Origin of the sequence: Mycobacterium sp. GA-2829 (assembly GCF_001499965.1) — a bacterium.
Lineage (GTDB): Bacteria > Actinomycetota > Actinomycetes > Mycobacteriales > Mycobacteriaceae > Mycobacterium.
In genome coordinates this window covers 60,234-73,727 of sequence record NZ_LQIT01000013.1, presented here as the reverse complement: position 1 = coordinate 73,727, position 13,494 = coordinate 60,234, and the positions used below count along the sequence as shown (strand labels likewise).

Below are 13,494 nucleotides of genomic sequence, written 5' to 3'. Positions count from 1 at the left end.
CCGACGAGCTTAAGGGCAGTTCCGCTTCGGCTCAGCGCGTCTCGCGGTACTTGTTCATCGCGTCGTCCAGCCGCTGCAGCGCCTCGCCGTAATCAGCGAAGTTGCCGGTGCGCTGGGCGTCCTGCAGACCGCTCATCGCCTCCTGCACCTCCTGCAGCGCCGAGGCCTTGGCCTCCGAGAGCTGCTGCGGTCCCGAGGGACCCGGGACGGCGGCCGCCGGCGGCGGGGCCGGCGCGCGACCGGCCTGATTGCCGCCGGGGGTCTGGGCGGCGGGCTGCTGACCGTCGGCGGGTGCCTGCGGGGCGGCCTGACCGTCGGGCAGGTTGGCCGGCGCCGGGCCGACCGCCGTGGCGTCCGCGCCGGGACCGAACAGATCGGTCAGCGCGTCACGCACCGTCGGGCCGTACCCGACCTGGTCGTTGTAGAACATCGCGACGCGGATCAGGCGCGGATACGTCGACGCCGCGTCGCTGGTACCCGGCGAGGCGTACACCGGCGCGACGTAGAGCAGACCGCCCGGGCCGACCGGCAGGGTCAGCAGGTTGCCCCACCGGATCCGGTTCTGGTTGTCGCGGCCGATCACGCCCAGGTCCTGGCTGACCGCGGTGTCGGTGCTGATCGCGTTGAACGCCAGCTTCGGACCGTTGACCTGACCCGGAATCGTCAACACCGTGATCTGGCCGTAGTTCTCCGGATCCGAACTCGCGCTCATGTACGCGGCGAGGAAGTCGCGGCGGAACCGGTTCATCGCACTGGTCAGCTGGAACGCCGCCTGACTGTTGTTCTCGGCGAGGTCCTTGGCCACGATGTAGTACGGCGGCTGGAAGCTGCTCGCCGTCGGGTTCGGATCCAGCGGCACGTCCCAGAAGTCCGACGTCGAGAAGAACGTCACCGGGTCGTCGACGTGGTACTTCGCCAGCAGCGCGCGCTGCACCTTGAACAGGTCCTCGGGGTAGCGCAGGTGGTCGCGCAGCTCCGCGGAGATCTCGCTCTTCGGTTTGACGGTGTCCGGGAAGACCTTCATCCACGCCTGCAGCACCGGGTCGTCCTCGTCCTGGGCGTACAGCGTGACCGTGCCGTCGTAGGCGTCGACGGTGGCCTTCACCGAGTTGCGGATGTAGGAGACCTGCTTGTTGAGCGCCAGCCGGTTGACGGCCACCTCGTTGGAGTCCGCCGTCGCCGACGACAGCGAGGTCAGCTCCGAGTACGGGTAGTTGTCCAGCGTGGTGTAGCCGTCGACGATCCACACGATCTTCTTGTTGACGATCGCCGGGTACACCGTGGTGTCGGTGGTGAGCCACGGCGCGACGGCCTCCACCCGGTCGGCGGGGTCGCGGTTGAACAGGATCTTGCTGTTCTCGCCGATCACGGTGGAGAACAGGAAGTTCCGCTCGGCGAACTTGGCGGCGAACAGGCTGCGGGTCAGCCAGTTGCCGATCGGCACGCCACCGGAACCGGTGTAGGTGTAGTTGCGGGTCTCGACGTTGTTCTCGTAGTCGTATTCGCGCGGATTGCCGTTCTCCCCGACGATTGCGTAGTCGTCGGTGGTGCTGGCGATGACCGGGCCGTAGTAGATACGCGGCTGATCCAGCGGTGCGGGGCCGGGCGAGACGATGGCGCCGTTGGCGCCCACCACGCTCGCCAGGAACTCCGGGTAGCCACCGTTCTGGTTGGGGTCGTTGGCGATCCCGCGCACCGTGTTCGCCGGGGAGGCGATGAACCCGTTGCCGTGGGTGAACACGGTGTGGCGGTTGATCCAGTCGCGCTGGTTGTCGATCAACCGGTCCGGGTTGAGTTCGCGGGCGGCGACGACGTAGTCGCGCAGGTTGCCGTCGTCGTCGCGGTAGCGGTCCATGGCCAGCTGCTCGGGGAAGAAGTAGAAGTTCTTGCCCTGCTGGAACTGGGTGAACGCGGGACTGACGATGTTCGGGTCGAGCACGCGGATGTTCGAGGTGGTGGCCCGGTCGGCGGCGACCTGCTGCGCGGTCGCCGGGGCGTTGCCCGGGTAGTCGCGGTAGGTGACGGTCTCCTCGGTCAGCCCGTAGGCCTGCCGGGTCGCGGTGATGCTGCGCGAGATGTACTCGCTCTCCTTCTGCGCGGCGTTCGGCTTGACGCTGAACTGCTCGACCACCAGCGGCCAGCCCGCGCCGACCACCAGCGACGACAGCAGCAGCAGCACCACGCCGATCGCCGGGATCCGCAGGTCGCGCAGGAAGATCGCGGAGAACACCGCGACCGCGCAGATCACCGCGATCGCCAGCAGGATCAGCTTGGCGGGCAGCACGGCGTTGATGTCGGTGTAGCCGGCGCCGGTGAACGGTTTACCGCCGCGGGTGTGGCTGAGCAGTTCGTAACGGTCCAGCCAGTACGCGAATGCCTTGAGCAGCACCAGGATGCCGACGAGCGTGACGAGCTGGATGCGCGCCGAGCGGGTCAGCGCGCCGCTGCGTCCGGTGAGCCGGATGCCGCCGAACAGGTAGTGCCCGAGCAGGTTCGCGATCAGCGCCAGGAACGTCGCGACGAACAGGTAGCTCAGCACCAGCCGGTAGAACGGCAGATCGAAGGCGTAGAACCCGAGGTCGAGCCCGAACTGCGGGTCGGTGACACCGAAGTCGCCACCGTGCAGGAACAGCTGGATGCGCACCCAGTAGCTCTGCGCGACGATGCCGGACAGGATGCCGATGAACGCCGGGATGCCGAGACCGAACAGGCGCAGCCGCGACATCACCGTGGTGCGGTAGCGGGCGATCGGATCGTTGGGGCCGACCGTCGGGACGAAGACGGGCCGGGTGCGATACGCCAGTGCCAGACCGGCGAACACGATCGCGCCGATGAGCAGCGCGACGATCAGGAAGACCACGACGCGGGTGACGAGCACCGTGGTGAACACCGAGCGGTACCCGAGTTCCCCGAACCACAGCCAGTTGACGTAGGTGTCGACGAACCGTGGTCCGATCAGCAGCAGCACCACCGCGACGAGGGCGACACCGATCAGGATCCGGCTTCGTCGCGTCAGCTTCGGCATCCTCGCCGGGGGCCGCATAGCCACTTGAAGTCTCCAGTTTCACTCACGGGAAAGGGGGGACGTCGTCACCGACGTGCCCTAACTCTACGCATGGACCCCCCGCTGGGCAGTCAGCACCGTGGCGGTTCGCCACCAGCGGAAATCGCGTTGAGCCCGTCGACAGCGTCGGTCAGCGTTCCCACCTTGACAAGCTCGAGCCCGTCCTGCGGATCCGATTTCGCCTCGGCGCAGTTGTCGGCGGGCACCAGGAACACCGTCGCACCGGCTTCGCGCGCGGCCAGCATCTTGTGGGTGATGCCGCCGATCGGCCCCACCTCGCCGTCGCCGTTGATGGTGCCGGTGCCCGCGACGAACTTGCCGTCGTTGAGGTCGCCGGTGGTGAGCTTGTCGATCACCGCGAGGCTGAACATCAGCCCCGCCGACGGACCGCCGATGTTGGCCAGGTTGAAGCCGATCTTGAACGACGCCCACGGCGCGTCGACCACGCCGATGCCGAGGTAGCCGTAGTCACGGTCCTCGTTCTTGCCGAGCGTGACCGTCGTGGTGCCGAGCGGGTCGTTCTCGTCCTTGCGCCGGAAGTCCAGGACCACCTGATCGCCGGGTTTGGTCGCCTTCAGCAGCGCCTGGAACTCCTCGACGTTGGCGACCGGTTTGCCATTGACGGCGTCGATCGCGTCGCCGTCTTTGAGCTTGCCCGCCGACGGCCCAGGGTCGGTGACGCTCTGCACGGTGACCGCGCGCGGGTACTTCAGGTACGACAGCGCGGCGTATTCGGCGTTGTCCTCGGAGTTGCGGAAATCGACGGTGTTGGCCTCGTCGATCTCGTCTTTGGTCTTGTCGGGCGGATAGACCAGTTCGCGGGGCACCAGCTGTTCGCGTCCGGACAGCCACAGAGTCAGCGCCTGACCGAGCGTCAATCCGTCGCGCTGCGCCACCGTCGTCATGTTCAGATGCCCCGAGGTGGGCTTGACCTCGGTCCCGATGATGTCGACGACCTCTTTACCGTCGACCTCGCCGAGGGTGTTGAACGTCGGGCCGGGACCCAGCGACACGAACGGAACCGTCACCGCAGAGAGCAGCACGCCGAACGCCACGACCGGGACGAGCGCGATCAGCAGCGTCATAATCCGCCTGTTCACGCCGCCCACAGTAAGGGAGCACACCCACCGTTCACTGACAGCGTGACCCGCCACACCCCATCACCCGGCGTCGGTGAGTACCGTTGACGACATGGCTGACCTGCCGTTCGGCTTCTCCGCCGGCGACGACCCCGACCGAGACAAACCCAAGAAGGACCCCGACGGGGGGTCCGGTTCGGGCGGTTCGCCGTCGGATCCGTTCGGCGGGATGTTCGGCCAGGGCGGCGCCGGATTCGACATGTCCGACCTCGGGCAGATCTTCACCAAACTCGGTGAGATGTTCAGCGGCGCAGGCGGATCCATGGGCGGCGGCCAGCAGTCCGGACCGGTCAACTACGACCTCGCCCGCCAGCTGGCGTCCAGCGCGATCGGCTTCGTGGCACCGGTGCCCGAGCAGACCCGGACGGCCATCGCCGACGCGGTGCGGCTCGCCGAGACGTGGCTCGACGGGGTGACCCCGCTGCCCGCGGGCACCACCCGCTCGGTGGCCTGGACGCCGAGCGACTGGATCGACCACACGCTCGAGACGTGGAAGCGGCTGTGCGATCCGGTGGCCGAGCAGATCTCCACGGTGTGGGCCTCGGCGCTGCCGGAAGAAGCGCGCGCCATGGCCGGCCCGCTGATGGCGATGATGTCGCAGATGGGCGGGATGGCGTTCGGCTCGCAACTCGGACAGGCGCTCGGCAAGCTGTCCAAGGAGGTGCTGACGTCCACCGACATCGGGCTGCCGCTCGGCCCCAAGGGGGTCGCGGCGCTGCTGCCCGAAGCGGTCGAGGCGTTCTCCGAAGGGCTCGAGCAACCGCGCAGTGAGGTGCTGACGTTCCTCGCCGCCCGCGAGGCCGCCCACCACCGGCTGTTCAGCCACGTGCCGTGGCTGTCGAGTCAGCTGCTGTCGGCGGTCGAGGCGTTCGCGCGCGGCATGAAGGTCGACATGAGCGGGATCGAGGATCTGGCCCAGGGCATCAACCCGGCCGCGCTGACCGACCCGACGCAGATGGAGCAGCTGCTCAACCAGGGCATCTTCGAACCGAAGGCCACCCCCGAGCAGGTCGCGGCGCTGGAACGGCTGGAGACACTGCTCGCGCTGATCGAGGGCTGGGTGCAGACCGCGGTGAGTTCCGCGCTGGGCGACCGCATCCCCGGCACCGTCGCGCTTTCGGAGACGATGCGCCGGCGGCGGGCGACCGGCGGCCCGGCCGAGCAGACGTTCGCGACCCTGGTCGGGCTGGAGTTGCGGCCCCGCAAGATGCGCGAGGCCGCGACGCTGTGGGAGCGGCTCACCGAGGCCGTCGGCGCCGATGCGCGCGACGGGGTGTGGCAGCACCCGGATCTGCTGCCCTCATCGGCCGACCTCGACGAACCGGCCGCGTTCATCGACCGGATGGTCGGCGGCGACACCAGCGGCATCGACAGCGCGATCGAAGAGGCCTTCAGCGACTTCGACGCCGACCGTGCCGACGACACCGACCCCGACGACGGAGACCCGAAGAGCTAGCAGGCTACTTCCAGTGCTTCCCGCCGTGATGCCAGTCCCACGGTCCATGGCCGGGATTCCAGCCGTGCCACGGTTTCCAGTCGACCCAGCCCGGCCCTGATACGCACGCGGTCCAGATCCAGCCGTTCCAGCACAGTCCGGGGTCGTCGTTGGCGGTCGCGTTTCCGGCGCCGACCAGTGCGATTCCCGCTGACACCGCGAGCGTGGCCACGGTGACGAGGAGTTTCCTCATGGCGCACACCTCCTCAAGGTGTGCATCAAGTCTAGGCCGGTCACCGGCCGCGGACGAGGCTCCACAACGGGTTATCCACAGGCCTGGGGACAACCGCGCCGAGGCCGGTCCGGCCCGTGGCATCGTCACCCCATGTCCGCTCTGCCGAGCTACGTACTCGACCCCGCGCTGCCCGTCCTGCTGCGGCCCGACGGCGCCGTGCAGGTCGGGTGGGATCCGCGCCGCGCCGTGCTCGTCCGCCCGCCCGAGGGGTTGACCGCCGCGGCGCTGGCCGACCTCGTCCGCACGCTGCAGCCCGGGATGACGATGCCCGACCTGTATGCCGAGGCGCACCGCCGTGGCACCCCCGACCCTGCGGACCTGGCCGTGCGCGTCGCCGCGCTCACCGAAGCCGGTGTGCTCACCGTCGCCGCCGCGCACCGCAACCGCACCCCCACCGTGCGGATCCACGGTCGCGGACCGCTGTCGGATCTGCTGGTCGCGAGCCTGCGCTGTTCGGGAGCCCGCGTCGGGCACACCCGCGCACCGAAGGCGCCCGCCCCACCCGAGACCACCGACCTCGTCGTGCTGGCCGACTACCTGGTGGCCGAACCCCGGGTGGTGCGCGATCTGCACTCCGCACAGACGGCGCACCTGCCGGTGCGGGTGCGCGACGGGTGCGGGCTCGTCGGGCCGCTGGTCTTCCCCGGCCGCACCAGCTGTCTGACCTGCGCCGACCTGCACCGCAGCGACCGCGACGCGGCCTGGCCCGTCGTCGCGGCCCAGCTGCGCGGCACCGTCGGCACCGCGGACCGGGCCACGGTGCTGGCCACCGCGGCGGTCGCGCTCGAGCGGATCCACCGGGTGCTGCGCGCGGTCCGGGAGACCGGGGACCCGTCTGCGGCAGCCGACCCCGATGCCACGAACACCACCTGGGAATTCGACGTCGGCAGCCACACCACAGTCGTGCGGCGGTGGTCGCGGCATCCGCGCTGCACCTGCTGACGTCGGTATCACCCCCGCCGTCGTGGATGATGGTCTGGTGGCAGACATCAAGCGCGGGCGCGCCGCCCGCAACGCGAAGCTGGCGAGCCTGCCGGTCGGCATGGCCGGGCGCGCGGCGTTGGGCTTCGGCAAACGGCTGACCGGTAAGTCACGCGACGAGGTCAACGCCGAACTGATGGACAAGGCGGCCCAGCAGTTGTTCACCGTGCTCGGTGAACTCAAGGGCGGCGCCATGAAGGTCGGACAGGCGCTCTCTGTGATGGAGGCCGCGATCCCCGAGCAGTACGGCAAGCCGTACCGCGAGGCGCTGACCAAACTGCAGAAGGACGCCCCACCGCTGCCCGCGGCGAAGGTGCACCGCGTCCTCGACGCCCAGCTGGGCACCAAGTGGCGCGAACGCTTCGCCTCCTTCGACGACACGTCGATCGCCTCGGCCAGCATCGGCCAGGTACACAAGGCCGTCTGGGCCGACGGCCGTCAGGTCGCCGTCAAGATCCAGTACCCCGGCGCCGACGAGGCCCTGCGCGCCGACCTCAAGACCATGCAGCGCATGGTCAGCGTGCTCAAGCAGCTCGCACCCGGCGCCGACGTGCAGGGCGTGGTCGACGAACTCATCGAGCGCACCGAGATGGAGCTCGACTACCGGCTGGAGGCGGAGAATCAGCGCGCCTTCGCCAAGGCCTACGAGGGTGACCCGAAGTTCGTGGTGCCCAAAGTCGTCGCCAGCGCCCCGAAGGTCGTCGTCCAGGAATGGATCGACGGGATCCCGCTGTCGCACATCATCCGTGAGGGCACCCAGGAGCAGCGCGACCTGATGGCCACCCGGCTGTTCGAGTTCTGCGATGACGCCCCGAACCGGCTCGGGATGGTCCACGGCGACGCGCACCCCGGCAACTTCATGCTGATGCCCGGCGACAAGATGGGGATCATCGACTTCGGCGCGGTGGCACCGATGCCCGGTGGCTGGCCCGTCGAGCTCGGTCGGCTCCTGCGTTACGCCGTCGACAAGGACTACGACAAACTGCTGCCGACCATGGAGCAGGCCGGGTTCATCCAGAAGGGGCAGCAGGTCTCCATCCGCGAGATCGACGACATGCTCAAGCAGTACGTCGAGCCGCTGGAAGTGCCGGTCTTCCACTACACCCGCAAGTGGCTGCAGCGGATGACGACGCTGGAGTTGGACAAGGCGGCGGGCCAGATCAAGACCGCCCGCCAGATGGACATCCCGCCCAAGATGGCGATCCCGATGCGGGTGATCGCGTCGATCGTGGCGATCTCGTGTCAGCTGGATGCGCACGTCGACACGCGACGCATCGCCGACGAGATGGTGCCCGGATTCGCCGACCCCGACGCGTCGTAGCGCCGGGGTCGGACGAATGTCACGCGGCGACAGAGCCTTTCGCGTTCTTGCGCGGGCGGCCACGCGGACGCTTGCGGGCGATGACGGTGCCGCGTTCGAAGATCTCGCCGCCCCACACGCCCCACGGTTCCTGACGCTCCAACGCCGCCGCCAGGCACTCCCTGCGGATCGGGCAGTCCGCGCACAGCGTCTTGGCGCGTTCGAGGTCCCCGGGGTTCTCGGCGAACCACAGGTCGGGATCTCCGACGTGGCACGGCAGTTCGGGTAACACTCTGTCGAGGCATGTCTCCACAGACATGAACTTCCTGCTTCCTGGTCGTTGGTTCCTCGGCCATCTGTCTTGGCTGGATCTGCAGACCAGGTCTTCGGGGGAAGTCCCGAAAAGACTGTGGCCACGGATCCGGCGACTGCGGGTCCGTGGCCATTTCGGCTTGATGGGGGCTTACCTGAGGTGAGCCCCGCTCCACGGACGTCGGGTCGCGGCAGTAGCGGCACGGCGCTTACGCTGCGCGGGAATGGCAGCGTGCGGTGCCGGGGCGTGCCATGCCGCAACGGAGATGGGTGCGACGGGTCGGAGGGTGCGCGCGGCGCCGGCGACGGCTACGCCGCTGTACATGAAATTGCTGTACATGATTTCGGGCACTCTCCTTTCCGCTCTCCGCCCAACGTGTGATCTTGAGGCTAGAGCCTAACAGCGAAACCGCACAACCTTTTTTCTACCAGCGGTTTTGGCGCGATTTTTGCGATGGTTGGCAGTCTCAGCCGCGCGCGTGCACCAGAGCGAGGACGTCGGCGCCGTACTGCTCGAGCTTGCGGGCGCCGATGCCGGGGATCGCGACCAGCGCCGCCTCGTCGGTCGGCAGCGATTCGGCGATCGCGATCAGCGTGTTGTCGGTGAACACCACGAACGCCGGCACTTTCAGTTCCTTGGACACCTTGAGCCGCCACTCTTTGAGCGCGGCGAGCAGGTCTTCGTCGATGTCGGCCGAACAGGTTTCGCAGCGGCGCAACATTATTGACGCCGGTGTCGTGAGTTGATCGTTGCAGACCCGGCAGCGCGGGGTCGGCCCCTTGGCGCGACGCGGGCGGTTCGCCGACGATTCGTTCGCGGCGTGCGGCGCCACCCCGTTGAGGAACCGCGAGGGCCGACGGCCCTGGCGTCCGCCGGGTGCGCGGGCCAGCGCCCAGCTCAGCGTGAGATGCACACGCGCTCTGGTGATTCCGACGTAGAGCAGTCGACGCTCCTCCTCCACCGGTTCGCTCTCGGGACCGTGGGTGAGCGCGTGCGAGATCGGCAGGGTGCCGTCGGCCAGCCCGACGAGGAAGACCGCGTCCCACTCCAGGCCCTTGGCCGCGTGCAGCGACGCCAGCGTGACGCCCTGGACCACCGGCGGGTGCCGGGCGTCGGCGCGTTGGCGCAGTTCGTGGACCAGCGCGCGGATGTCGAGGTCGGGGCGCAGCGCGACCTCCTCGTCGACGAGTTCGGCCAGCGCGGTGAGCGCCTCCCAGCGTTCGCGGGCGCGGGTACCGGCGGGCGGCTCGGCGGTGAGCCCGAGCGGTTCGAGCACCGCGCGGACGACGGCCGCGAGGTCACCGTCACCGTCGATGTCGCGTTCGGCGGCGCGCTGCAGTGCGACGAGGGCCTGGCGGATCTCCTGGCGGCTGAAGAACCCCTCGCCGCCGCGGACCTGGAACGCGATCCCGGCTTCGGTGAGCGCCTCCTCGTAGACCTCCGACTGCGCGTTGATGCGGTAGAGCACGGCGATCTCGGCGGCAGGGGTGCCCGCGTCGAGCAGCCTGCGGATGTCCTTGGCGACGGCGGCGGCCTCGGCCACCTCGTCGGGGTGTTCGGCGAAGGAGGGGTTGGGGCCGGGTGGACGCTGGCCGACCAGGTGCAGCCTGCTGCCGGCCATGCGACCGCGCGCGGCGGCGATGACACGGTTGGCCAGCGACACCACCTGCGGCGTGGAGCGGTAGTCGCGTTCGAGCCGGATCACCGCGGCGTCGGGGAAGCGGCGGGAGAAGTCGAGCAGGTAGCGCGGGGTGGCGCCGGTGAACGAGTAGATGGTCTGGTTGGCGTCGCCGACGACCGTGAGGTCGTCCCGGGGGCCGAGCCACGCGTCGAGCACCCGCTGCTGCAGCGGGGTGACGTCCTGGTACTCGTCGACGACGAAGCAGCGGTAGCGGTCGCGGAACTCGGCGGCCACGGCGGCGTCGTTCTCGATCGCGGCGGCGGTGTGCAGCAGCAGGTCGTCGAAGTCGAGCAGGGCGGTGCCGTCGTTGCGGGCCTTGAGCGCCTCGTACCCCGCGTAGACGGCGGCCACCTTCGCCGCGTCCATCGGGACGTCGCGCCCGACCTTCGCGACGGCGGCCGGGTACGCCTCGGGGCTGATCAGCGACGCCTTCGCCCACTCGATCTCGCCGGCGAGGTCACGCACGTCGTCGGTGGCGGCCTGGATGCGGGCGCGGTTGGCGGCCTGGGCGACGACGGAGAACTTGCTGTCGAGCAGCTGCCAGCTGGTGTCGCCGACGACGCGTGGCCAGAAGTAGCGCAGTTGCCGGCGGGCAGCGGCGTGGAACGTCATGGCCTGCACCGCACCCGTGCCGACGCCGCCTGCCTCCTGGTCGAGTGCGCGCAGCCGCGCCCGCATCTCCCCCGCGGCGCGGGAGGTGAACGTCACCGCCAGCACCTGCCCGGGTGCGACGTGGCCCGCGGCGACCAGGTGGGCGATGCGGCGGGTGATGGTGCGGGTCTTGCCGGTGCCCGCGCCGGCCAGCACACAGACCGGCCCCCTGGGCGCCAGCACGGCCTCGCGCTGTTCCTCGTCGAGGTCGGCGAGTAACCGCTCCCGCGACGAGGTGGGGACCTCGACTGGCATGCGGTCCATCTTGGCAGGGCCCACCGACAACCGCCCGTCCGTGTCGGGCATGTCGGGGCGGTCGGTAACGTTGCAGGTCTTATGAGTGCTGCTGACACGCTGACCATGTACACCACCACGTGGTGCGGCTACTGCGTCCGATTGAAGAAGGCGCTGCAGGCCGAGGGCATCGAATGGACCGAGGTCGACATCGAACGCGACCCCGCCGCCGCGGACTTCGTGATGAAGGTCAACGGCGGCAACCAGACCGTGCCGACGGTGAAGTTCCCCGACGGTTCGGCGCTGACCAACCCGAGCATCAAGGACGTCAAGGCCAAGCTCGGCCGCTGATCAGTCAGTCGGCGTACGCCCAGGACTCGATGATCTCCCGGGCGATCGAGATCGACCCGGGCAGCAGCAACCGCGACGAGGAGTTGCCCGCCGCGGCGTTCCAGTCGCCCTGTTCGAGCGCGGTACGCACCTCGGCGCGGGTGAACCAGCCCGCCTCGGCGATCTCCCCGTCGTTGAACGCGAACGGCTGCTCCGGGTCGCCGACCGCGTGGAAGCCGACCATCAGCGACCGCGGAAACGGCCACGGCTGGCTGCCCAGGTAGCGCACGTCGGTGACGGTGAGGCCGACCTCCTCGGCGATCTCGCGCACCACGCAGGATTCGAAGGATTCGCCGGCCTCGACGAAGCCGGCGAGGATCGAGAACAACCGCTCCGGCCACAGCGTCTGGCGGGCCAGCACGGCGCGGTCGTGGCCGTCGTGCACCAGGCAGATCACCGCGGGGTCGATGCGCGGGAACTCCTCGTGCCCGTCGACCGGGTTGACCCGCGACCAACCGGCTTTGACAGGTTTGGTCGGGGCGCCGTCGACCGGGCTGAAGCGGGCGTGGTCGTGCCAGTTGAGCAGCGCGGTCGCGGTGGCCACGAGCTGTGCGCTGGTGTCGTCGAAGATCTGGCCGGCCCGGCGCAGGTCGAGTACCTGGGTCTCGGAGCCGTCGTCCGGCGGCTGCAGCGCGGACCGCACCGCCCATACGTGGCGGCCGTCGCGCAGCCGACCGAGGAACACCGCGTGGTCGGGCGGGCTGTCGCCGAGTGCGCTCGCCGGGCCGAGCACGACCTGGCCGCCGGCGATCAGCACCTGGTTTCGGTTGTCGACCCGCAGCAGCAGCGCGTCGGCCCACCCGACGGTCGCGGCGTCGATGTCGGTGCGCAGCGCGTCGACGCGGTCGGCGCCGACGCGGGAGAGCAGCGGGATGTTGCGCAGCTTCTGAAAGTCGCTCATCGCTCGGCGTCCGCGCTGCGGATGTAGAGCAGCCGGTCACCGGATTCCAGCGCGTCCACCTCGGGGGCGTCCACGCGCACCAGACCGCCGTCGCGGACGACGCCGAGCACGATGTCGTGCAGGTGGCGGGGCGAACCGCCCACCTCCTTCGGGCTGACCTCGCGTTCGGCGATTGCGAACCCGGCGTCGGGGGTGAGCAGATCCTCCATCATCTCCACCACACTGGGGGTCTGCGTGGCGATGCCGAGCAGTCGCCCGGCGGTCTCGGAGGACACCACCGTGGAGTCGGCGCCGGACTGGCGCAACAGGTGCTGGTTCTCGGCCTCGCGGGCAGCGGCGATGATCTTGGCGTTGGGGGCGAGTTCGCGGGCGGTGAGCGTCACGAGCACCGCGCTCGCGTCGTTGTCGGTTGCGACGATGATCGATTTGGCGTGCTGCGCGCTGGCCAACCGCAGCACCTCGGCCTTGGTCGCATCGCCGTGGACGGTCACCAGACCCGCGCTGCGCGCCCGCTCCAGCGCCACGCCGTTCTCGTCGACGACGACGATGTCGGCGGGCGCCACCTCGTCACCGACCATCGCGGCCACCGCCGTGCGGCCCTTGGTGCCGTAGCCGATGACCACGGTGTGATTGCGCACTCTGCTCCTCCATCGCTGGATCTTCAACGCCTGGCGCGACTGGCTGGTCAGGGTCTCGACCGTGGTACCGATCAGCACGATCAGGAAGGCCACTCGCAGCGGGGTGATCACCAGGACGTTGATCAGCCGCGCCTCCGGGGTGACCGGGGTGATGTCGCCGTAGCCGGTGGTCGACAGCGACACCGTGGCGTAGTAGATGCAGTCCAGCAGCGACAGCGGATCGCTGGTCTCCGGCGAATCGTTGATGTCGCGGTAGCCGTGCCGGTCGAGGTAGACGATGATCACCGCGGCCGCCAGGGCGCCGGCGGCGTAGATGATGCGCCGGATGATGCGCTGGGTCGGGCTGATGAACGGTTCGGGGATCTTCAGCACGTCGACCAGCGCCGCGTCGGGCCGACTCGTCAGATCCTGTTCGATGGCGGCGAGGCGTCGCCGCAGGCGTCCCTTAGCCACGAGGGTCCGTCACCGGGTG

General features: G+C 69.3%; 11 protein-coding genes. 4 read left to right on the top strand and 7 right to left on the bottom strand.

Annotated features, from left to right (window positions below; genetic code table 11):
• Positions 1-31: 31 nt before the first annotated feature.
• Positions 32-3,049: a UPF0182 family protein gene (locus AU194_RS10345; protein ID WP_059089144.1), complete on the bottom strand. Its 3,018-nt coding sequence runs from the start codon at positions 3,047-3,049 to the stop codon at positions 32-34.
• 86 nt (positions 3,050-3,135) lie between these two features.
• Entirely contained in the window at positions 3,136-4,164 is a 1,029-nt protein-coding gene (locus tag AU194_RS10340; protein ID WP_059089182.1) for a PDZ domain-containing protein, read from the bottom strand.
• A 91-nt stretch (positions 4,165-4,255) separates the two neighbouring features.
• On the opposite strand from AU194_RS10340, the gene AU194_RS10335 reads away from it, so the two are divergent.
• Entirely contained in the window at positions 4,256-5,659 is a 1,404-nt protein-coding gene (locus AU194_RS10335; protein ID WP_059089143.1) for a zinc-dependent metalloprotease, read from the top strand.
• 4 nt (positions 5,660-5,663) lie between these two features.
• On the opposite strand, the gene AU194_RS10330 is transcribed toward AU194_RS10335, so the two are convergent.
• Entirely contained in the window at positions 5,664-5,891 is a 228-nt protein-coding gene (locus AU194_RS10330; RefSeq protein WP_059089142.1) for a hypothetical protein, read from the bottom strand.
• A gap of 132 nt (positions 5,892-6,023) precedes the next feature.
• Here AU194_RS10330 and AU194_RS10325 point away from each other — a divergent pair, with 132 nt between their 5' ends.
• A complete protein-coding gene (locus AU194_RS10325) occupies positions 6,024-6,875 on the top strand; it encodes a hypothetical protein (protein WP_059089141.1) in 852 nt (283 codons plus the stop codon).
• Positions 6,876-6,897: 22 nt separating this feature from the next.
• Positions 6,898-8,235, top strand: coding sequence for an AarF/ABC1/UbiB kinase family protein (locus AU194_RS10320; protein ID WP_059089140.1), 1,338 nt, complete (start codon positions 6,898-6,900; stop codon positions 8,233-8,235).
• A gap of 19 nt (positions 8,236-8,254) precedes the next feature.
• Here AU194_RS10320 and AU194_RS10315 read toward each other — a convergent pair whose 3' ends face one another.
• Both AU194_RS10315 and AU194_RS10310 read right to left on the bottom strand, forming a co-directional pair.
• Positions 8,255-8,533 (bottom strand): WhiB family transcriptional regulator, encoded by a 279-nt coding sequence (locus AU194_RS10315; RefSeq protein WP_059089139.1) that lies wholly within the window; start codon positions 8,531-8,533, stop codon positions 8,255-8,257.
• 460 nt (positions 8,534-8,993) lie between these two features.
• Positions 8,994-11,114 carry an ATP-dependent DNA helicase UvrD2 gene (locus AU194_RS10310; RefSeq protein ID WP_197417580.1) on the bottom strand — a complete coding sequence of 707 codons (2,121 nt, stop codon included), beginning with the start codon at positions 11,112-11,114 and terminating at the stop codon, positions 8,994-8,996.
• Positions 11,115-11,195: 81 nt separating this feature from the next.
• Between AU194_RS10310 and AU194_RS10305 the strand changes: the two genes are divergently transcribed.
• Entirely contained in the window at positions 11,196-11,444 is a 249-nt protein-coding gene (locus AU194_RS10305) for a mycoredoxin (RefSeq protein ID WP_059089138.1), read from the top strand.
• Positions 11,445-11,448: 4 nt separating this feature from the next.
• On the opposite strand, the gene nudC is transcribed toward AU194_RS10305, so the two are convergent.
• Complete coding sequence (nudC, locus tag AU194_RS10300) at positions 11,449-12,384, bottom strand: NAD(+) diphosphatase (protein WP_059089137.1); 936 nt, start codon at positions 12,382-12,384, stop codon at positions 11,449-11,451.
• A complete protein-coding gene (locus AU194_RS10295) occupies positions 12,381-13,475 on the bottom strand; it encodes a TrkA family potassium uptake protein (RefSeq protein ID WP_059089136.1) in 1,095 nt (364 codons plus the stop codon). The genes nudC and AU194_RS10295 overlap by 4 nt, the downstream gene beginning before the upstream one ends.
• Positions 13,476-13,494 lie beyond the last annotated feature (19 nt).

What these genes read in the sequence shown, in the direction of transcription:
- AU194_RS10335 (WP_059089143.1), top strand. Translation starts at nt 4,256, where the DNA reads ATGGCTGACCTGCCGTTCGGCTTCTCCGCCGGCGACGACCCCGACCGA.
- AU194_RS10330 (WP_059089142.1), bottom strand. Translation starts at nt 5,891, where the DNA reads ATGAGGAAACTCCTCGTCACCGTGGCCACGCTCGCGGTGTCAGCGGGA.
- AU194_RS10325 (WP_059089141.1), top strand. Translation starts at nt 6,024, where the DNA reads ATGTCCGCTCTGCCGAGCTACGTACTCGACCCCGCGCTGCCCGTCCTG.
- nudC (WP_059089137.1), bottom strand. Translation starts at nt 12,384, where the DNA reads ATGAGCGACTTTCAGAAGCTGCGCAACATCCCGCTGCTCTCCCGCGTC.
- AU194_RS10305 (WP_059089138.1), top strand. Translation starts at nt 11,196, where the DNA reads ATGAGTGCTGCTGACACGCTGACCATGTACACCACCACGTGGTGCGGC.
- AU194_RS10310 (WP_197417580.1), bottom strand. Translation starts at nt 11,114, where the DNA reads ATGCCAGTCGAGGTCCCCACCTCGTCGCGGGAGCGGTTACTCGCCGAC.
- AU194_RS10315 (WP_059089139.1), bottom strand. Translation starts at nt 8,533, where the DNA reads ATGTCTGTGGAGACATGCCTCGACAGAGTGTTACCCGAACTGCCGTGC.